The 20,190-nt window shown below is 60.5% G+C and carries 10 protein-coding genes, 2 tRNA genes, 3 rRNA genes and 1 pseudogene; 1 reads left to right on the top strand and 15 read right to left on the bottom strand.

Translation table 11 applies throughout. From position 1 onward, the window contains the following. Positions 1–12: 12 nt before the first annotated feature. From mraY to ACR9ZC_RS09335, 10 genes and pseudogenes are all read right to left on the bottom strand, one after another. Positions 13–1,182: a phospho-N-acetylmuramoyl-pentapeptide-transferase gene (gene mraY, locus ACR9ZC_RS09380; protein WP_173258015.1), complete on the bottom strand. Its 1,170-nt coding sequence runs from the start codon at positions 1,180–1,182 to the stop codon at positions 13–15. Between the two features lie 15 nt (positions 1,183–1,197). After that, complete coding sequence (locus ACR9ZC_RS09375; protein WP_481580073.1) at positions 1,198–2,682, bottom strand: UDP-N-acetylmuramoyl-tripeptide--D-alanyl-D-alanine ligase; 1,485 nt, start codon at positions 2,680–2,682, stop codon at positions 1,198–1,200. Continuing rightward, the gene (locus ACR9ZC_RS09370) at positions 2,679–4,205 is read right to left on the bottom strand and encodes a UDP-N-acetylmuramoyl-L-alanyl-D-glutamate--2,6-diaminopimelate ligase (protein WP_481580072.1); all 1,527 of its coding nucleotides are present in this window, start codon (positions 4,203–4,205) and stop codon (positions 2,679–2,681) included. Before ACR9ZC_RS09370 ends, ACR9ZC_RS09375 begins: the two co-directional genes overlap by 4 nt. An 80-nt stretch (positions 4,206–4,285) precedes the next feature. Continuing rightward, a pseudogene (locus ACR9ZC_RS09365) lies at positions 4,286–6,025 on the bottom strand (peptidoglycan D,D-transpeptidase FtsI family protein); the annotation flags it as partial. Further along, on the bottom strand, positions 6,022–6,399 hold the full coding sequence (gene ftsL / locus ACR9ZC_RS09360; RefSeq protein ID WP_481580071.1) for a cell division protein FtsL: 378 nt from the start codon (positions 6,397–6,399) through the stop codon (positions 6,022–6,024). The gene ftsL and the pseudogene ACR9ZC_RS09365, both read right to left, overlap by 4 nt. Next, on the bottom strand, positions 6,396–7,337 hold the full coding sequence (rsmH, locus tag ACR9ZC_RS09355; RefSeq protein WP_481580070.1) for a 16S rRNA (cytosine(1402)-N(4))-methyltransferase RsmH: 942 nt from the start codon (positions 7,335–7,337) through the stop codon (positions 6,396–6,398). Before rsmH ends, ftsL begins: the two co-directional genes overlap by 4 nt. 131 nt (positions 7,338–7,468) lie before the next feature. After that, a complete protein-coding gene (gene mraZ, locus ACR9ZC_RS09350) occupies positions 7,469–7,897 on the bottom strand; it encodes a division/cell wall cluster transcriptional repressor MraZ (RefSeq protein WP_173258026.1) in 429 nt (142 codons plus the stop codon). 410 nt (positions 7,898–8,307) lie between these two features. Next, complete coding sequence (gene coq7, locus ACR9ZC_RS09345; RefSeq protein ID WP_481580069.1) at positions 8,308–8,928, bottom strand: 2-polyprenyl-3-methyl-6-methoxy-1,4-benzoquinone monooxygenase; 621 nt, start codon at positions 8,926–8,928, stop codon at positions 8,308–8,310. Positions 8,929–9,074: 146 nt separating this feature from the next. Further along, complete coding sequence (locus tag ACR9ZC_RS09340; RefSeq protein WP_481580068.1) at positions 9,075–10,799, bottom strand: long-chain-fatty-acid--CoA ligase; 1,725 nt, start codon at positions 10,797–10,799, stop codon at positions 9,075–9,077. A gap of 115 nt (positions 10,800–10,914) precedes the next feature. After that, complete coding sequence (locus ACR9ZC_RS09335; protein ID WP_481580067.1) at positions 10,915–12,999, bottom strand: molybdopterin-containing oxidoreductase family protein; 2,085 nt, start codon at positions 12,997–12,999, stop codon at positions 10,915–10,917. A gap of 155 nt (positions 13,000–13,154) precedes the next feature. On the opposite strand from ACR9ZC_RS09335, the gene ACR9ZC_RS09330 reads away from it, so the two are divergent. Next, complete coding sequence (locus ACR9ZC_RS09330; protein ID WP_481580066.1) at positions 13,155–14,357, top strand: M20 aminoacylase family protein; 1,203 nt, start codon at positions 13,155–13,157, stop codon at positions 14,355–14,357. Between the two features lie 100 nt (positions 14,358–14,457). On the opposite strand, the gene rrf is transcribed toward ACR9ZC_RS09330, so the two are convergent. The 5 genes from rrf to ACR9ZC_RS09305 form a co-directional block, all read right to left on the bottom strand. Next, a 5S ribosomal RNA gene (gene rrf, locus ACR9ZC_RS09325) occupies positions 14,458–14,571 on the bottom strand. Positions 14,572–14,717: 146 nt separating this feature from the next. Beyond that, positions 14,718–17,692, bottom strand: a 23S ribosomal RNA gene (locus ACR9ZC_RS09320). A 354-nt stretch (positions 17,693–18,046) separates the two neighbouring features. Then, positions 18,047–18,122, bottom strand: a tRNA-Ala gene (locus tag ACR9ZC_RS09315). Between the two features lie 107 nt (positions 18,123–18,229). Then, positions 18,230–18,306, bottom strand: a tRNA-Ile gene (locus tag ACR9ZC_RS09310). Between the two features lie 63 nt (positions 18,307–18,369). After that, positions 18,370–19,902: ribosomal RNA gene (locus ACR9ZC_RS09305) — 16S ribosomal RNA — on the bottom strand. The 16S, 23S and 5S rRNA genes sit together here with 2 tRNA genes alongside, the layout of an rRNA operon. Positions 19,903–20,190 lie beyond the last annotated feature (288 nt).

Here is a 20,190-nt window from a genome sequence, read left to right as displayed (position 1 = left end):
TTTTCCTTTCCTTTACCGCAGTTTCAGTGTGGACAGACCGAACAGACACAACATCAACGTCACGATCCAAAAGCGCACGACGACTTGCGTCTCCTTCCATCCGGACAGCTCGAAGTGGTGGTGCAGCGGCGCCATCTTGAAAATGCGCCGCCCCTCGCCGAACCGGCGCTTCGTGTATTTGAACCAGACCACCTGGAGCATCACCGAAAGGGTTTCCGCCACAAAAATGCCGCCCATGATGAACAGGACGATCTCCTGGCGCACGATGACCGCGATCGTGCCGAGCGCGCCGCCCAGCGCCAGCGCGCCGACGTCGCCCATGAACACCTGTGCGGGGTGCGTGTTGTACCAGAGAAACGCGAGTCCGGCGCCGCCCATCGCCGAACAAAAGATCAGCAGTTCGCCGGCGCCGGGAATATGCGGAAACAGCAGATATTTGGAATAGATCGAGCTGCCCATCACGTAGGCGAAAACGCCGAGCGAGCCGCCCACGAGGACGACGGGCATGATGACGAGACCATCGAGGCCGTCCGTCAGATTGACGGCGTTACTCGCGCCGACGATCACGAAGTAGGTGAGCGCGATGAAGCCCCATACGCCGAGCGGATAAGTGATCGACTTCAAGAACGGCAGCATCAGGTCCGCGCGCGCCGGCAATCCCATGGACAGGCCGCTGCGCACCCAGGCCATGAACAGGTCGAAAACGCGCACGTTATTGGCCTCGGACACGCTGAACGCCAGATAGACCGCGGCGAACAGTCCGATGACCGATTGCCAGAAATACTTCTCGCGCGAGGACATGCCGCGCGGGTCCTTGTAGACGACCTTGCGGTAGTCGTCGACCCAGCCGATCACGCCAAACCCGAACGTGACGAGTATTACGATCCAGATGAAGCGATTGGTGAGATCGGCCCACAGCAGCGTCGAAACGGCGATACCGAGCAAAATGAGCACGCCGCCCATCGTCGGCGTACCCGACTTCACCAAGTGCGTTTGCGGGCCGTCCGTGCGCACGGCCTGCCCCACTTTCATCGAGGTCAGCTTGCGGATCACCCACGGACCGCAGACGAGACCGATCACGAGCGCGGTGATGGAAGCCATCACAGCGCGAAACGTCAGATAGCCGATTACACGCAAAAAGCTTGCATCGTTCTGCAGCCATTGCGCCAGCGCCAGCAGCATGCTTGTCCTTCTTTTTCAGTGCGCGCCGGGCGCGGCGCCCGGTGCGCAGGGTTGCAATTGCGTCAGCGCGTCGACGACGCGCTCCATACGCATGAAACGCGAGCCCTTCACGAGCAGCGTGGTGCCGCCGCCGAATCCGGCTTGCAGCAGATGGGCGAGGAGCGTATCCACATCGTCGAAGTGGTGCGCCAGGCGCTCGCGCGCCGCAGCGTCCGGCTCGTTGGCGGCAGCAAACGCCGCACAGCTCGCACGGGCCGCATCGCCGAGCGCATACAGCGCATCGATGCCGCGCTCGCGCGCGTACGCCCCGACCTCGCGGTGAAACTCGGGGCCGTGATCGCCCACTTCGCCCATGTCACCCATCACGAGCACACGCGGCGCCGGCATCGAGGCAAGCACGTCGATCGCGGCGCGCATCGAATCGGGGTTGGCGTTGTAGGTATCGTCGACGACCGTCGCGCCGGCCAGTGCGCCTGTCGCGGCGCGCTTGACCTGCAAACGCCCTTTGACCGGCGAAAACGCTTCGAGCCCGCGGCGGATCGCATCGAGCGGAACATTCGCGGCAAGCGCCGCGGCGGTCGCGGCAAGCGCATTGCGGGCGTTGTGCGCGCCGAGCACTTGCAATGTGGCTTCGAATGCGCCGGCGGGGGAGTCCACTTTCAGGCAATTGCCGATGAATTCGCCTGTCACCGCCGCGGAGGGCGCCGCCGTGGCACCGGTAGCCGCCCCCGTTACCGCGCTGCGATCGCGAAGCGCGAAGTCGATAACGCGATTCCCGGTGGCCGCGACACGCCAGATACCGGCATAGGCGTCGTCCGCGGGAAACACCGCGACGCCGTCGGGGCCGAGCGCGTGAATCGCGCTGGCGTGCTCGAGCGCGACCGCCTCGACCGTCGCCATGAATTCCTGGTGCTCGCGTTGCGCGTTGTTGACGAGCGCGATGGTCGGCTCGGCAAGCTTGGCGAGCGTGGACGTTTCGCCCGGATGGTTCATGCCCAGCTCTACTACAGCAAGCTTGTGCGCCGCGCTCAGGCGCAACAGCGTCAAGGGCAGGCCGACGTCATTGTTGAAATTGCCGGCCGTCGCGAGCCGCCCGTCTTCGCCGCATGCAGCGGCAAAGATCGAGGCGATCATCTCCTTGACCGTCGTCTTTCCGTTGCTGCCGGTCACCGCGACGAGCGGGATCGCGAACTGCCGGCGCCAGCCGCGCGCGAGTGCACCGAGCGCAACGCGTGTATCGCCGTCGCCGGCTACGACGATCGCCGGCACGCCGAGCCCCTCCGGCAGCCGCGCAACCAGTACGGCGCTCACTCCGCGGCGCGCCACATCGGCCAGAAAATCGTGCGCGTCGAACCGCTCGCCTTTGAGCGCGACGAAGAGATCTCCGGGGCCCGTCGTCCGGCTGTCCGTGCTGATACGGTCGAACGCAACGGCGCCGTCGCCGGACACGGTCGCGCCCGGAATCAGCGAAGCGGCTCGAGCGAGCGAAAGCATCGTCATTCGCCGCCCCCGCGTGCCTGTGTGGCGCGCGATGCCAATGCGAGGCGCGCGTGATCCTGGTCTGAGAAGACCCGTTTCTTACCCATGATTTCCTGTGTGGCTTCGTGCCCTTTGCCGGCGAGCACGACGACGTCCTCGCGGGCGGCTCCTCGCACCGCCTGCAGAATCGCACTCGCGCGATCCTCGATGGCGCGAGCGCGGCCCGGTTCGGTCATGCCGGCGAGAATCTGCCCGATGATCGACTGCGGCGTCTCGCTGCGCGGGTTATCGCTCGTCACGACAACCGCATCCGCGAGTCGCTCCGCGATCGCGCCCATGAGCGGGCGCTTGGTCGCGTCGCGGTCCCCACCGCAGCCGAACATGCAAACGAGCTTGCCGCCCCGTGCTTGTGCGATCGGGCGCAGCGCGTCGAGCGTCTTTTCGAGTGCGTCAGGTGTATGCGCATAGTCGACGACGACGAGCGGCTCGTCGTTCGCGATCCGCCCGCCGAGCCGTTGCATGCGGCCATTGACGGGTTCGAGCTTGGCAAGCTGCGTGAGCGCGGCGGCGAGCGGCACGCCGCTGGCAAGCAACGCCCCGAGCACGGCGAGCAGATTGCTGACGTTGAACAAACCCAGCGTGCCGACCTCGACCTCGCTCGTGCCCCAATCGGACGACAGATGAAAGGCAGTGCCGGTGGCAGTGGCGCACACATTGGTCGCGCAAATCGACGCATCGGCGTGCCCGGCCGGCGGCGCGGCGCCGATGCCGTACGAGATCGTGCGCACACGACCCATCGTGCGCGCGATGAAACGCTGACCGGCCGCATCGTCGCGATTGACGATAGCCGCTTGCAGCGTGGGCCAGTCGAACAACCGGGCCTTCGCCGCCTCGTAGGCTTCGAAGGTCCTGTGATAGTCGAGATGATCCTGCGTGAGATTCGTGAAGACGGCAATGTCGAAGGCGGTTCCGTTCACCCGCCCCTGATGCAGCGCATGCGAGGACACCTCCATGGCGACGCTCTTGGCGCCCGCCGCAGCCAACGCTGCAAGACTGCGCTGCAATTGCGGCGCATCGGGTGTGGTGAAGCCCGTTTGCGCGAGCCGTCCCGGCATGCCCGTACCGAGCGTGCCGATGACCGCGCAGGGGCCCTCGAGCGAGCTCAGCGCCGCCGCGATCCATTGCGTACAGGAGGTCTTGCCGTTCGTGCCCGTCACGCCGATCACGCGCATCGACTGGCTCGGCTCGCCATACCAGCCGCTCGCGATTTCGCCCGCCAGTTCGTTCAGTGCGGGTACCGCGAGCGCGTGGGCCGCGTCGACCTCGCCCGAGAATCCCTCCGGCTGATAGAGCACGGCAGCAGCGCCGCGTTCGAAAGCGCGCGCGATATGCGGCCGGCTGTCCGCGCCGTCGACGGCATAGGCCAAAAACACGTCCCCCGGCGCAAGGGTGCGGGTGTCGGCGTGCAGGTGCGCGCCCGAGCGCGCCTGCAAACGCAGCCATCCGATCGCATCGGCGACGTGACGGTTGACGGCGGCGCTCATCGCACCACTCCCGGACGGCTGCGAGGATCGTTGGAGACGGCGACCGTGCGCTCCTGCGCGGCGGCCGGCGACTTCGTTACATCGTCGGAGACGACGAGCTGCTTCACCGGCATGTCCGGCGGCACGTTGAGCGTGCGCAGCGTATCGCCGACGATGGAGGCGAAGACCGGCCCGGAGACATAGCCGCCGAAGTGACTGCCCGCGGTCGGCTCGTCGATCGATACGGCGACGACGATACGCGGGTTGGGCATCGGCGCCATGCCGACGAACGACGCGCGGTACTTCGAATGATCGTAGCCATGCGCGCCGTGCTTGTAGGCCGTGCCGCTCTTGCCGCCCACACGATAGCCCGGCACCGCTGCCTCGGGCGACGTACCTTGCGTCGAGACGACACTCTCGAGCATCGTGCGCACTTCGCGGGCCGTGGTCGGCGAGAAAATCTGCGTGCCGGCGACGGGTTGATCGGGATTCGTCTTGAAGATTGACACCGGCATCAGCTGGCCATCGTGCGCGATGGCCGTATAGGCGCGCGCGAGCTGAAAGAGCGACGCGGAAAGGCCGTAGCCATATGACATCGTGGCCTGCTCGATGCGCCGCCAGCTCTTCCACGGCCGCAAGCGGCCCGCGGCGGCGCCCGGAAATCCAACCTTGGGCGCCTGACCGAGCCCGATGCCGGTATACATATTCCACATCTCTTCGGGCTTGAGCGTCATGGCGATCTTCGTCGCACCGATGTTGCTCGATTTCTGAATCACGCCGCCGACCGTCAGCACGCCGAAGCCGCTGTCGTCCGTGATCTGCGCGCCATCCAGCACGAAATGGCCGTTGCCCGTATCGACGAGCGTGTTGGGCGTGACGCGATGCAAGTCGAGCGCAAGCGAAACCGTGAACGGCTTCATGATCGAGCCCGGCTCGAAAACGTCGGTGAGAATCCGGTTGCGCAATTGCTCGCCGGTCAGGTGCGACCGGTCGTTCGGGTTGTAGGTCGGATAGTTGACGAGCGCCAGCACTTCGCCGGTACGCACATCGATGACCATGGCCGCGCCCGCCTTCGCTTTCGATTTTTCGACGGCGGCCTTCAGGTCCGCATAGGCGATGTACTGGATCTTGCTGTCGATCGAAAGGTCGACGTCCTTGCCGTTGTGCGGCGGCACTTGCTGATCGACATCCTCGATGATGCGGCCCATGCGGTCCTTGATGACGTGGCGCATGCCCGTCACGCCCGCGAGGAGCTTCTGATCGCCGAGCTCGATGCCTTCCTGGCCCTCGTCTTCGACATTGGTGAAGCCGACCAGGTGGGCGGTAATTTCGCCTTCGGGATAAAAGCGCTTGTATTCCTCGCGCTGATAGATGCCCGGAATGCCGAGCGCCATCACCTTGTCCGCAGTTTCTACAGATACCTGGCGCTTCACGTATACGAAGGTCTTGTCGCCCGAAAGTTTCGTGCGCAGTTCCTTGCGCGTGAGACCGAGCAGCGAGCTCAGCGCCGCGAGCTTCTCGTTGTCGATGTCTTCGGGCACCGACTCCGGAATCGCCCAGATAGCGCGCACAGGCAAGCTCGTGGCGAGCACGAGGCCATTGCGATCGAGAATCTTCCCGCGCGTGGCGGCCAACTCGATTGTGCGCTGGTAGCGGCTTTCACCCTGCTTCTGATAGAACGCGTTGCCGGGCCCCTGGATCCAGAACGCACGCGCGACGAGCGCCAAGAAAGCGACGAACAGCAGAAATACGACCAGCTTCGAGCGCCACATCGGCAAGCGTACCGACAGTACCGGACTCGCGGAAAACGTTACGCCCTTGCGACGGCTGCCTTGCTTCATCGCGCGCCTCCGCGGTTGGCCGCACCACGTGCTTTCGGCGCACGCGCGGTCGCCACGCTGGCACTGGCCGCAACGCTCGGAATGGCGACTTCCTTCGCCTCGGACGCACCGGGGGCCAACGTCAGGTATTGGGTACCGCCGCTCACGATGGAGCGCATCTTGAGCGAATCTGTGGCGACTTGCTCGATGCGCGAGGTCTTCGAGAGCGCGCTTTGCTCGTATTGCAGCTGCGCGTAGTCCTGCTGCAGCTGACGCTCCTCGGCCTGCGCACGCTCGAGTTGCACGAACAGCCGCCGCTGCTGGTTCGTCGCATTGACGACCGACAACGCGCAACCGAGAACAATGATGAGCAGGAAGATATTGAGGCGGCTCATGGCGCGACGCGCTCCGCGACGCGCATCACCGCCGAGCGGGCGCGGGCATTCGCCTGCACCTCTTCAGGGCTGGCAAACACCCGACCGACTATCTTAAGCGGAGGGCTCGGCAAATCGACGGCGCGAATCGGCAAGCGACGATCGACAGCAGGCGCACTCGCGTGCGCCTGCATGAATCGCTTCACGATTCTGTCTTCGAGCGAATGAAAGCTGATGACCACCAGCCGCCCCCCTTGCTCCAACGACGACAATGCAGCCTCTAAAACGACTTGCAACTCCGCAAGCTCTTGATTGACGTGAATCCGTATAGCTTGAAAGGTGCGGGTTGCCGGATCCTTACCCTTCTCACGTGTCTTGACGGCGTGAGCCACGATTTCGGCAAGCTCGCCCGTGCTGTCGAGAGGCCCGAGACGACTGGACTCTGCCCGGCGAGCAACAATCGCCTTTGCAATCTGAACAGCAAACCGTTCTTCCCCATAATCTCGAATGACCTCCGTCAGTTCCTGCTGCGTTGCCCGGGCCAGCCACTCGGCCGCGGATTCTCCTTGCGTCGGGTCCATTCGCATGTCGAGCGGACCGTCGGCGCGGAAGCTGAAACCTCGTTCGGGATCGTCGAGCTGTGGCGACGACACACCCAAATCCAGCAATACCCCGGAAAGCCGCGCGATACCGCGCGCGCCCATCGCCTCGCGAAGGCCGACAAAACTGTCGTGCACGATTTCGAACCGCTTGTCGTCGATCGCACGCGCCGTTTCGATCGCTTGCGGGTCCTTGTCGAACGCAATCAAGCGCCCCGCCTCGCCCAGCCTTGCCAGCACCGCCCGGCTATGCCCGCCACGCCCGAACGTACCGTCCACATAGACGCCGTCCACTCGCGTCACGAGCGCATTTACCGCTTCATCCAGCAACACCGTCTGATGCTGCAGCGTATTTCCCATCGCAGCGTCCAAGTTCCCAAGAAAACGCCGGGCCGTCCCATGCATCCGCCCCGCGGGAATTCCCTTGGGGGATTGCGCCCTCGAGCGGACCTGACGCGAAGCGGCACGTCCCGGGGCACTCACAACAGCGATCAGAAAGTGAAATTCTTCAACGCTTCGGGCATGCCCTGAGCCATCGCCGCCTGCTCCTTGGCCGCGTATGTCTGGGCGTCCCAGAGTTCGAAATGGCTTCCCATGCCCAACAACATGACTTCCTTCTCCAGCGCTGCCGCCATGCGCAATTCCGGCGAAACCAGAATGCGTCCCGCGCTATCGAGATCGACATCCGAGGCGTTGCCGAGAAAGATTCGCCGCCACCAGTGCGCGTCCATCGGCAACGCGGCGATCTTGGCGCGAAACACTTCCCACTCGGGGCGCGGAAAAAGCAAAAGGCACCCGTCCGGGTGCTTTGTGAGCGTCACCCGTCCTTGTGCCTCGCCTTGCAGCGCTTCGCGATAACGAGAGGGCACCGACATCCGGCCCTTCGCATCGAGCGTCAGCGCCGACGCCCCTTGGAACACGTCCTCTTCCCCTCGGGGCGCACGCCCCATCCGTCACACTCGAAATCCGATCGAAAAACGTCGGATCAATCCACAAAAATACACTTTCTCACACTGTCTCCCACTTTAGAGTAAGGGCATGGGGCGGTCAAGGGAGAAGCCCGTTTTTTGCACTAATTTTGTTTGTAAGAACAAGGACTTACGTGTCACCGTTCACGTGGCGCTTAAAATGGAAAAGCGTTAAAAATGAATGAACTACTGCATCTTGTGAAGGTGATACCTGAGAAGCTCGCAATAAGCGTCGGGCCGAAAAGCGCTGAGAGGTGGCGGAATGCGGGGAGAACGGCGCGGAAATTGGAGAGGCAGTGCTCACTCGACGCGGGCGGCGGACCTCACGCCGCCCCATCGGGATCGCTAGCGTTTCGGGTGCTTCAAATGTAGTAAGCGGTGCTCGTCATGACTTTGGATGCGGCGCGCATCAGTGCCCGAACCGGGAAAGGCAGTTCGACGCCGCCCGCATCGGTAGCGGCTTTGGCGTGCTTCATTTCGTCGGCACGCATCTGGTCGACTATGGCGCGGGAGGAGAGATCGGCTTCAGGCAACGCTTGCAGGTGCCCATCGAGATGGTGTTCGACCTGCCGTTCCGTCTCCGCCATGAAGCCGAGGCTCGCTTTATCCCCGAGCGCACCCGCCGCCAATCCGATCGCGAGCGAACCGGCATACCAAAGCGGATTGAGCAGGCTTGGACGCGAGTCGAGCTCCTTGAGGCGATGCGAGGTCCAGGCGAGATGATCTTCCTCTTCGCGGGCCGCCTGCTCGAACGCGTCTTTCAGCGCAGGCGAGCGCGTGGCCAGTTTTTGAGCCTGATAAAGCGCCTGGGCGCAGATTTCGCCGACATGGTTGACGCGCATGAGGCCGGCCGCGTGCGCGCGCTCGGCAAGCGTCATTTCCGCGCCGGCGGGGGCCGTCGGCACAGGCCGGCTCATCCGGCTGACTCCCGCGATCGAACGCAGCCCACGGTCGAATTCCGTGACCCATTCGTCCAATATCATCCGATCCTCCCTTGCATAGTCTCCGGCGCAAGATGCGCGTGGCGACTTCATCGCGCCCCAGCTTTCGCAAAGATCAGTGCAAAAGAGGGGCTAACCGGGCATTTTAGACGATGTTCGCAAAGGTGTGCTACGCGAGGTGCAAGTCCTCACCCGTGACGTTCGGCCGCAACGGGGGTACAAGGCGTGGCCGCCGATGTGAGCGCAATATCGCCCCTCAGTTCGCGGCGCAAGATTTTACCGACGTTGGTTTTCGGCAGTTCGCTGCGGAACTCGACGATCTTCGGCCGCTTGTATCCGGTCAATTGCGTCTTGCAGAAAGCCAGGATATCGGCTTCCGTGAGCGCGGCGTCCTTCTTGACGATAACGAGTTTGACGGCCTCGCCCGAATGCTCGTCCGGCACGCCGACGGCTGCGACTTCGAAAACACCCGGATGCTGCGCCACCACGTCTTCGATCTCGTTCGGATAGACGTTGAAGCCGGAAACCAGAATCATGTCCTTCTTGCGGTCGATGATCTTGAAATAGCCTCGCTCATCCATGACGCCGATATCGCCCGACTTGAAAAACCCGTCGGCCGTCATGACCTTGGCCGTCTCGTCCGGCCGATTCCAATAGCCCGCCATCACCTGCGGACCTCGAATGCAAATCTCGCCGGGCTGTCCGACGGGCACGGGGTTGTCGTTGTCATCGCGAATCGACACCTCGGTGGACGGCAGCGGCAGACCGATCGTGCCGCTGTACTCCGTGGCGGTAACCGGATTGCACACCGCCGAAGGCGAAGTTTCCGACAGACCGTAGCCTTCGATAATCGGCACGTGGGTACGCTCGAACCAACGCCGCGCGACCGCGTCCTGGACGGCCATCCCTCCCGCATTGGCGACGAGCAGCTTCGAGAAATCGAGCTTGCCGAAATCGGGATGATTGAGCATTGCGTTGTAGAGCGTGTTGACGGCCGGGAAGGTATTGATCGGGTAGCCTTGCAATTGCTTGATCATGCCGCCGATATCGCGCGGATTCGGGATCAGAATGCCGAGGCCTCCGCTTCGCACCGTCAGCAAGAAGCAGACGGTCAGCGCATAAATATGGTAGAGCGGCAACGCGAAAACGTTGATGATCTGCTCGACGTCCGCATGCAGCGCATGGGCCGGTTCATGCCAGGCGGCCGATTGCAACACGTTCGCCACGATATTGCCGTGCGTCAGCGTCGCGCCCTTGGCGACCCCGGTCGTCCCGCCCGTATATTGCAGAAACGCGATATCCGAACGGCTTAGCCGGGCGGGCGCAAATGGCTGTCGTGCCCCCGTGGCCAACGCCTCGTTGAATTTGACGTGCCCGGGCAGATTCCACGCAGGCACCATCTTCTTCACCCGCCGCACGACGAAATTGACGATTACGCCCTTCACACCCATGAGATCGCCCATCGACGCGACGATCACATGTTTGACCGCAGTACGGCTCACCACCGCTTGCAGCGTTGCGGCGAAGTTTTCGAGCAGGACGATGGCTTCCGCACCGCTGTCCTTGAGCTGGTGCTCGAGTTCGCGGGGGGTGTAGAGCGGGTTGACGTTCACGACGACATAGCCGGCCCGCAAAATAGCAGCGATGACGACGGGATATTGAAGGACATTCGGCATCATGATCGCGATGCGCGCACCGCTGGCCAGCCCTTTCGATTGAAACCATGCGCCGAGTCTGCGCGACATCGCATCGAGCTCGCCGTAGGTCAACGACTTGCCCATGCACACAAAAGCGCGTTTGCCGCTGTGCTCGCGAAAGCTTTCTTCGAGCATCTGGCTCACCGAGTCGTAGCTTGTCGCATCGATTTCGGCGGGGACGCCGGGCGGATACGACTTCAACCAGATCTTTTCCATGCGGCGTCTCCCTGTTTTTCGAATGATCGTGCGAAAAAGCGCATCCTAGCCGGTCGCCCCCCGCGAAACAACCGGATTAGACATCGACTTCCAACTCGAAGTGGGGAGCTGGGCGTCAGACTCGGACGCCTTCCACCTCGACCAGGCAGTCGTAAAAAGTCGCCGATCCCCCGAGATCGGTCAGCGCCTGACTCGTCACCTGGTTGGCATTGCAGCCGTCGGGCGAGAGCTTTTTCCACCAGATCGAAAGGCCCACCACCACTCCCGTGCGTGCGCGGTCGGTCACCCGTGCCCGGGCCTTCATCGAGCCACGGTCGTTGTATACCCGCACGATATCGCCATCCGCTATGCCGCGCGGTGCTGCATCGCACGGATGGATGTCGAGATGCGGCTCGCCCTCCGTGGCACGCAGGCTATCGATGTTCACGAAACTGCTGTTCAGGAAGTTACGCGCCGGCGGCGAAATCATGGCCAACGGATAGCGGGCCGCCAGTTGCGGCGCGGCCTCGGCCGATTCATAGGGCGGCAGGTAGTCGGGCAGTGGATCGCGCCCTTCCTTGGCGAGCAACGTACTCGCGAATTCGCACTTGCCCGAGGGCGTCGGAAAACCGCCCTTCGCAAACGGTGCCTCGGGAATGTCGAGCTTGAGCCACCCCTGCTTTACGAGCGCCTCCCATGAGGCGCCGCGCAGCGACGCATCGTCCCACCGCAAGGCGGCGCGCGCGATGGTTTCGTCGCTTTCATAAAGCGCCGGCTCATCGATTTCCATGCGGCGCGCAATGCCGCGGAATATCTCGCTGTTCGGCCGGGCTTGTCCGACAGGGGCAATCGCGGGCTGGTTCAGCATGACGTAGGTGTGGCCGTACGACTTGTGAATGTCGAGGTGCTCGAGCTGCGTGGTCGCGGGCAGAACGAGGTCGGCATAATCGACGGTATCGGTCTGGAAGTGCTCGAGCACGATCGTAAATAGATCTTCCCGTGCAAAGCCTGCAGCCACGCGCTCGGAATCGGGGGCAACCGCAACAGGATTCGAGTTATAGACCACGATGGCTTCGACCTTCGGGCCGAAGACAGCGTCACCCGGATGAAGCAGGGCATCGCCGATCGCATTCATATTGATGGCGCGCGGTAGCGTCGTCGGCCAGCCCGGCAACAAATCGGGCCGTTGCAGCGCCTGCTGGTTGACCGGAGCCCAATTGGATGCCGACAACAGCAGGCCACCGGCGGGCTCGCGCCAGGCTCCGGTCAGCGCCGGCAAACAGGCGATGGCGCGCGTCGCGTTTCCACCGCCACGCACGCGCTGCATGCCGTAGTTGAGTCGGATGGCCGCCTTGCGCGTCTTTCCGTAGAGACGCGCGAGTTCGACGACTTGGTCTTCTTCGATGCCGCAGATCTGCGCGACACGCGACGGAGAGTAAGCCAGCGCACGTTCACGCAGCCCGTCGAAACCGACCGTGTAAGCGTCCACATAGTCGCGATCGATCAAATCTTCGGCGATCAGAACGTTGATCATGCCGAGCGCGAGTGCGGCGTCCGTGCCGGGACGCAGCGCAATATGACGATGACACTTCTCAGCCGTGAGCGAGCGGTAAGGGTCGATGGCAACGAGCATCGCGCCGCGGCGCTTCGCCTCCTGGGCGCGAGTCCAGAAGTGGAGGCTCGAGGCGATCGGATTGCCGCCCCATATCAGAATGAGTTCGCTTTGCTCGAAGAACTCGAGGTGCATGCCCACGCTCGCACCGTAGGTGTAGCGCAGGCCGGCTGCGCCGGCTGCCGAGCAAATCGTCCGCTCGAGCCGCGATGCGCCGAGCTTATGAAAGAACCGTTGTGCGATGCTCTCGCCCTGGACCAATCCCATCGTGCCGGCATAGCTATAGGGCACCAGGGCTTCCGGCTCACGGCGAACGACCTCGGTCAGCCTGCTGGCCGCCAGCGTCAGCGCTTCATCCCAGCCGATGGGCACAAATCGTCCCTCACCCTTTTTCCCGGCTCGCTTGAGCGGAGTCGTCAACCGTGCGGGATGGTGGACGCGTTCGGGATATCGGCTCACCTTGGTGCAAAGCACACCCTGTGTGGGCGGATGATCGGGATCGCCCACTACCTTGACGGCCTTCCCATCCACGACGGTCACGCGCATCGCACAGGTATCGGGGCAATCGTGGGGGCAAACCGCGCGGGCAAACTCAAGGGGAGCGTTCATGAGGAAGGTTCCTTGGCGATGCAATGAGCCAGTGCCGCCAATTCTATTACTTCCGCCGCGGTGGCCGGGCCAAATTGGCGGTGATCGAGTTCGGCGTAGAATGGATGGGACTACGGCTATTTAGTCTCGAACCACTTACCGAAGTCGAACGTATCATGAAACTCCTTCCTGAAGTCCTCGCTGCGCGCGAGGAAATCCAGTCGTTACGACGAACGATCCATGCCCATCCGGAATTGCGCTACGAGGAAGTCCGCACTTCCGAGCTTGTTGCGAGACAGCTCGAACAATGGGGCATCGAAGTTCACCGGGGGCTTGGCAAAACAGGCGTGGTAGGGGTGTTGAAGCGCGGCACCGGGGCTCGCTCCGTCGGCCTGCGCGCCGACATGGATGCTCTGCCGATCCACGAACTCAACAGCTTCGGCCACCGTTCCCAGAACGAGGGAAAGATGCACGCCTGCGGGCATGACGGACACACCGCAATGCTGCTGGGCGCGGCGCAGTATTTGGCGAAACACGGTGAGTTCGACGGTACGGTCGTTTTTATTTTTCAGCCGGCAGAAGAAGGTGGAGCCGGGGCGCGAGCGATGATCGAGGACGGCCTGTTTTCCCGGTTTCCCGTCGACGCGGTGTTCGGCATCCACAATTGGCCGGGTTTGGCGGAAGGGTCTTTCGGCGTCACCGAGGGGCCGATCATGGCGTCGAGCAACGAATTCCGGATCGATGTTCGCGGCGTGGGCGCCCATGCAGCGCTGCCGCATAACGGCCGCGATCCGGTTTTTGCGGCGGTCCAGATTGCGAATGCGCTTCAGAGCATCATCACGCGGAACAAGAAACCGATCGATACTGCGGTACTTTCGATCACTCAGATCCATGCCGGGGATGCCGTCAACGTCATTCCCGACGAAGCGTGGCTCGCGGGAACGGTCCGCACATTCACGACGGAAACGCTCGATTTGATCGAATCGAAGATGCACAAGATCGCGGAAGCGACGGCTGCAGCTTACGATTGCTCGGCTACTGTGACATTCCATCGGAATTATCCGCCGACGATCAACAGTTCCGAAGAGACGCGCTTTGCCGCCGAGGTCATGCGCGAGGTCGTGGGCTCCGAACGGGTCGATACGTCCATCGAACCAACCATGGGCGCCGAGGACTTCTCGTTCATGCTGCAGGCGAAGCCAGGTTGTTACGCGTTTTTGGGCAACGGCGACGGCATGCACCGCGAGATGGGACATGGCGCCGGGCCCTGCATGCTTCACAACGCAAGTTACGACTTCAATGATGCGTTGTTGCCGGTTGGGTCGACGTATTGGGTACGGCTCGCCCAGCGATTCCTGGCGCCCGGCAAACACGGTTAGCCGGGATTGGGACAGACGGGGTCAGCGCGGTCTGTCCCGTCGGGCGCCCAAAGCAAAACCCCCGGCTGCGCAAGGCGAGCCGGGGGTTTTTCTGTAGGGAGCCTGACGATTACCTACTTTCACACGGGCAATCCGCACTATCATCGGCGTGGAGTCGTTTCACGGTCCTGTTCGGGATGGGAAGGGGTGGGGCCGACTCGCTATGGTCATCAGGCATGACTTGTTGCTGTGCGGCTTGGGCTGCACAGCCAATCTGGGAAGAAGTGGGGGTGTAATGGGGGGTAGTGACGTATCGCTAGTGAGGAGTTCACTAGGGCAAAGCGCGGATCACAACCTGGGCATATAAAACGCTCCGGTTATAGGATCAAGCCGTACGGGCAATTAGTATCGGTTAGCTGAACGCATTACTGCGTGTACACACCCGACCTATCAACGTCCTGGTCTCGAACGACCCTTCAAGGGGATCAAGTCCCCGGGGATATCTCATCTTAAGGCGAGTTTCCCGCTTAGATGCTTTCAGCGGTTATCTCTTCCGAACATAGCTACCCGGCGATGCCACTGGCGTGACAACCGGTACACCAGAGGTTCGTCCACTCCGGTCCTCTCGTACTAGGAGCAGCCCCCTTCAAATATCCAACGCCCACGGCAGATAGGGACCAAACTGTCTCACGACGTTTTAAACCCAGCTCACGTACCTCTTTAAATGGCGAACAGCCATACCCTTGGGACCGGCTACAGCCCCAGGATGAGATGAGCCGACATCGAGGTGCCAAACACCGCCGTCGATATGAACTCTTGGGCGGTATCAGCCTGTTATCCCCAGAGTACCTTTTATCCGTTGAGCGATGGCCCTTCCATACAGAACCACCGGATCACTATGACCTGCTTTCGCACCTGCTCGACTTGTCGGTCTCGCAGTTAAGCACGCTTATGCCATTGCACTATCAGCACGATTTCCGACCGTACCTAGCGTACCTTCGTACTCCTCCGTTACGCTTTGGGAGGAGACCGCCCCAGTCAAACTGCCTACCATGCACTGTCCCCGAGCCCGATTCAGGGCCCAAGGTTAGAACCTCAAACAAACCAGGGTGGTATTTCAAGGACGGCTCCAGCAAGACTAGCGTCCTGCTTTCATAGCCTCCCACCTATCCTACACAGATCGGTTCAAAGTCCAATGCAAAGCTACAGTAAAGGTTCATGGGGTCTTTCCGTCTAGCCGCGGGGAGATTGCATCATCACAAACACTTCAACTTCGCTGAGTCTCGGGAGGAGACAGTGTGGCCATCGTTACGCCATTCGTGCAGGTCGGAACTTACCCGACAAGGAATTTCGCTACCTTAGGACCGTTATAGTTACGGCCGCCGTTTACCGGGACTTCAATCAAGAGCTTGCACCCCATCATTTAATCTTCCGGCACCGGGCAGGCGTCACACCCTATACGTCCACTTTCGTGTTTGCAGAGTGCTGTGTTTTTATTAAACAGTCGCAGCCACCAGTTTATTGCAACCCCTTCACCCTTCTGGCGCAAGCCAGTCAAGCTACCAGGGCGTACCTTATCCCGAAGTTACGGTACCAATTTGCCGAGTTCCTTCTCCCGAGTTCTCTCAAGCGCCTTAGAATACTCATCTCGCCCACCTGTGTCGGTTTGCGGTACGGTCATCATGAGACTGAAGCTTAGAGGCTTTTCTTGGGACCCCTTCCGATTGCTTCGCAGCTTAAAGCCGCTCGCGCCACACCCTTGAATTACGCGCCCGGATTTGCCTAAGCGCCTTCTCCAATGCAGCGACCGGGACGTCCAACACCCGGACAACCTTCCGCGATCCGTCCCCCCATCGCATCTCACAATGGTGCAGGAATATTGACCTGCTTCCCATCAGCTACGCATTTCTGCCTCGCCTTAGGGGCCGACTCACCCTACGCCGATGAACGTTGCGTAGGAAACCTTGGGCTTACGGCGAGGGGGCCTTTCACCCCCTTTATCGCTACTCATGTCAGCATTCGCACTTCTGATACCTCCAGCATCCCTTCCGAGACACCTTCGCAGGCTTACAGAACGCTCTCCTACCATGCGTGTACTCCTTCAAATCCACCTTGCATTACACCCAACGATCATTGTTGAGCGCTTTGTCGCCACTGACGTGGCGACAAGCTTGGTGCACTTGAAGGAGTACACGCATCCGCAGCTTCGGTATATGGCTTAGCCCCGTTACATCTTCCGCGCAGGACGACTCGATCAGTGAGCTATTACGCTTTCTTTAAAGGGTGGCTGCTTCTAAGCCAACCTCCTGACTGTTTTAGCCTTCCCACTTCGTTTCCCACTTAGCCATATTTAGGGACCTTAGCTGGCGGTCTGGGTTGTTTCCCTCTTGACACCGGACGTTAGCACCCGATGTCTGTCTCCCGTGATTGCACTCTTCGGTATTCGGAGTTTGCTATGGCGAAGTAATCCGCAATGGACCCTTCAACCATGACAGTGCTCTACCCCCGAAGGTGATACACGAGGCACTACCTAAATAGTTTTCGGAGAGAACCAGCTATTTCCAGATTTGTTTAGCCTTTCACCCCTATCCACAGCTCATCCCCTAACTTTTCAACGTTAGTGGGTTCGGTCCTCCAGTACGTGTTACCGCACCTTCAACCTGGCCATGGATAGATCATCTGGTTTCGGGTCTACGCCCAGCAACTGAACGCCCTATTCGGACTCGCTTTCGCTACGCCTGCCCTAATCGGTTAAGCTTGCTACTGAACGTAAGTCGCTGACCCATTATACAAAAGGTACGCCGTCACCCGTTTCCAGGCTCCGACTGTTTGTATGCATGCGGTTTCAGGATCTATTTCACTCCCCTCCCGGGGTTCTTTTCGCCTTTCCCTCACGGTACTGGTTCACTATCGGTCGATCACGAGTATTTAGCCTTGGAGGATGGTCCCCCCATCTTCAGACAGGATTTCACGTGTCCCGCCCTACTTGTCGTACGCCTAGTCCCACCACACTGTTTTCGCTTACGGGGCTATCACCCGCTATGGCCGCACTTTCCAGAGCGTTCAGCTAACAGCACAGCTAACTCGTACAGGCTCTTCCCATTTCGCTCGCCACTACTCTGGGAATCTCGGTTGATTTCTGTTCCTGCGGTTACTTAGATGTTTCAGTTCACCGCGTTCGCCTCTCGCAGCCTATGTATTCAGCTACGGATACTCCATACGGAGTGGGTTTCCCCATTCGGACATCCCCGGATCAAAGCTCGTTTGCCAGCTCCCCGGGGCTTTTCGCAGGCTACCGCGTCCTTCATCGCCTGTGATCGCCAAGGCATCCACCACATGCACTTGTTCGCTTGACCCTATAACGAGAGCGTCTCATCCCTTACGGGGCTCGACACGCGTCGCTACAGGTTTGAGTTCTCGCGTTTGCCGTATTCCAAGTGAACTTTCGATCACTTTTCATACTGATACAATCACTACCCTGATATCTTCCACGTCCATCTCACAGACGCTTCCAATATCCATTACTACTTCTTCCAGATTGTTAAAGATCGACAGTCGATAACTACATCGCACTGACTGGCTCAATCGCCAATGACAAATATTCGACTCGCGCGAGAACCTTGCCGCTCTCGCTCAAACACTTCCCATTGATGATTCCCCCTTCGGGGATCGCCCCCTCGTAAGCGCTAAAGCGCCAACGAGGGCGGGGATGGTGGAGGCAGACGGGATCGAACCGACGACCCCCTGCTTGCAAAGCAGGTGCTCTCCCAGCTGAGCTATGCCCCCAGCATAACCAATTCGAGACTCAGATAACTCCGTCGCTTATCACCACCGCTTAACCCCCTTCGGGGGTGAGATGCTCGTAAGTGCTAAAGCACTAACGATCATCGCAATGGTGGGTCTGGTTGGATTCGAACCAACGACCCCCGCCTTATCAAGACGGTGCTCTAACCGACTGAGCTACAGACCCCTGAGTCTGTCAATCTTCACAGCCGATAAGCGTGAGCACTTAAGCTTTGAGCACTAGCTCGAGAAAGGAGGTGATCCAGCCGCACCTTCCGATACGGCTACCTTGTTACGACTTCACCCCAGTCATGAATCCTACCGTGGTGACCGTCCTCCTTGCGGTTAGACTAGCCACTTCTGGTAAAACCCACTCCCATGGTGTGACGGGCGGTGTGTACAAGACCCGGGAACGTATTCACCGCGGCATGCTGATCCGCGATTACTAGCGATTCCAGCTTCATGCACTCGAGTTGCAGAGTGCAATCCGGACTACGATCGGTTTTCTGGGATTAGCTCCCCCTCGCGGGTTGGCAACCCTCTGTTCCGACCATTGTATGACGTGTGAAGCCCTACCCATAAGGGCCATGAGGACTTGACGTCATCCCCACCTTCCTCCGGTTTGTCACCGGCAGTCTCCTTAGAGTGCTCTTGCGTAGCAACTAAGGACAAGGGTTGCGCTCGTTGCGGGACTTAACCCAACATCTCACGACACGAGCTGACGACAGCCATGCAGCACCTGTGCGACGGTTCTCTTTCGAGCACGACCACCTCTCAGCGGCCTTCCGTCCATGTCAAGGGTAGGTAAGGTTTTTCGCGTTGCATCGAATTAATCCACATCATCCACCGCTTGTGCGGGTCCCCGTCAATTCCTTTGAGTTTTAATCTTGCGACCGTACTCCCCAGGCGGTCAACTTCACGCGTTAGCTACGTTACTAAGGAAATGAATCCCCAACAACTAGTTGACATCGTTTAGGGCGTGGACTACCAGGGTATCTAATCCTGTTTGCTCCCCACGCTTTCGTGCATGAGCGTCAGTATTGGCCCAGGGGGCTGCCTTCGCCATCGGTATTCCTCCACATCTCTACGCATTTCACTGCTACACGTGGAATTCTACCCCCCTCTGCCATACTCTAGCCTGCCAGTCACCAATGCAGTTCCCAGGTTAAGCCCGGGGATTTCACATCGGTCTTAGCAAACCGCCTGCGCACGCTTTACGCCCAGTAATTCCGATTAACGCTCGCACCCTACGTATTACCGCGGCTGCTGGCACGTAGTTAGCCGGTGCTTATTCTTCCGGTACCGTCATCCCCCCATCGTATTAGGACGAGAGTTTTCTTTCCGGACAAAAGTGCTTTACAACCCGAAGGCCTTCTTCACACACGCGGCATTGCTGGATCAGGGTTGCCCCCATTGTCCAAAATTCCCCACTGCTGCCTCCCGTAGGAGTCTGGGCCGTGTCTCAGTCCCAGTGTGGCTGGTCGTCCTCTCAGACCAGCTACGGATCGTCGCCTTGGTAGGCCTTTACCCCACCAACTAGCTAATCCGCCATCGGCCGCCCCTTGAGCGCGAGGCCCTTGCGAGTCCCCCGCTTTCCTCCATAGAGCGTATGCGGTATTAATCCGGCTTTCGCCGGGCTATCCCCCACTCCAGGACACGTTCCGATGTATTACTCACCCGTTCGCCACTCGCCACCAGGGTTGCCCCCGTGCTGCCGTTCGACTTGCATGTGTAAGGCATGCCGCCAGCGTTCAATCTGAGCCAGGATCAAACTCTTCAGTTCAATACCTGTTACTGTTTTCGACTCTTTACGAGTCGGTCGCTCACTCAACGTACTGACGTGTTTTCGATTCCATCCATTGCTGGATAGCTCGAAACCTTCCTCAATACTGTGTGAGACTTGATACTTTCGCTTAGGCACATCACTCCGAAGAGTCACGTGCCGCTCGCCGCATCAAGTGCCCACACTTATCGACTGTGAATTGTTAAAGATCGCGTCGCTCAACCGCTTGCCGTCATCACCACCCGGCTCACCGTCTTGCGTTGCTGCTTAAGCAGCAGAGAAGCGAGA

It is taken from the genome of Trinickia sp. HAY1-2D, from assembly GCF_056754935.1.
The sequence above is the reverse complement of the archived record's forward strand: the minus strand, read 5'-3'. Positions and strand labels throughout refer to the sequence as shown.

Excerpts from the sequence above, each read along its gene's own strand:
- mraY (WP_173258015.1), bottom strand. The coding sequence starts at position 1,182 with ATGCTGCTGGCGCTGGCGCAATGGCTGCAGAACGATGCAAGCTTTTTG.
- coq7 (WP_481580069.1), bottom strand. The coding sequence starts at position 8,928 with ATGATATTGGACGAATGGGTCACGGAATTCGACCGTGGGCTGCGTTCG.
- ftsL (WP_481580071.1), bottom strand. The coding sequence starts at position 6,399 with ATGAGCCGCCTCAATATCTTCCTGCTCATCATTGTTCTCGGTTGCGCG.
- ACR9ZC_RS09375 (WP_481580073.1), bottom strand. The coding sequence starts at position 2,682 with ATGACGATGCTTTCGCTCGCTCGAGCCGCTTCGCTGATTCCGGGCGCG.
- ACR9ZC_RS09330 (WP_481580066.1), top strand. The coding sequence starts at position 13,155 with ATGAAACTCCTTCCTGAAGTCCTCGCTGCGCGCGAGGAAATCCAGTCG.
- ACR9ZC_RS09340 (WP_481580068.1), bottom strand. The coding sequence starts at position 10,799 with ATGGAAAAGATCTGGTTGAAGTCGTATCCGCCCGGCGTCCCCGCCGAA.
- ACR9ZC_RS09370 (WP_481580072.1), bottom strand. The coding sequence starts at position 4,205 with ATGAGCGCCGCCGTCAACCGTCACGTCGCCGATGCGATCGGATGGCTG.
- ACR9ZC_RS09335 (WP_481580067.1), bottom strand. The coding sequence starts at position 12,999 with ATGAACGCTCCCCTTGAGTTTGCCCGCGCGGTTTGCCCCCACGATTGC.
- rsmH (WP_481580070.1), bottom strand. The coding sequence starts at position 7,337 with ATGGGAAATACGCTGCAGCATCAGACGGTGTTGCTGGATGAAGCGGTA.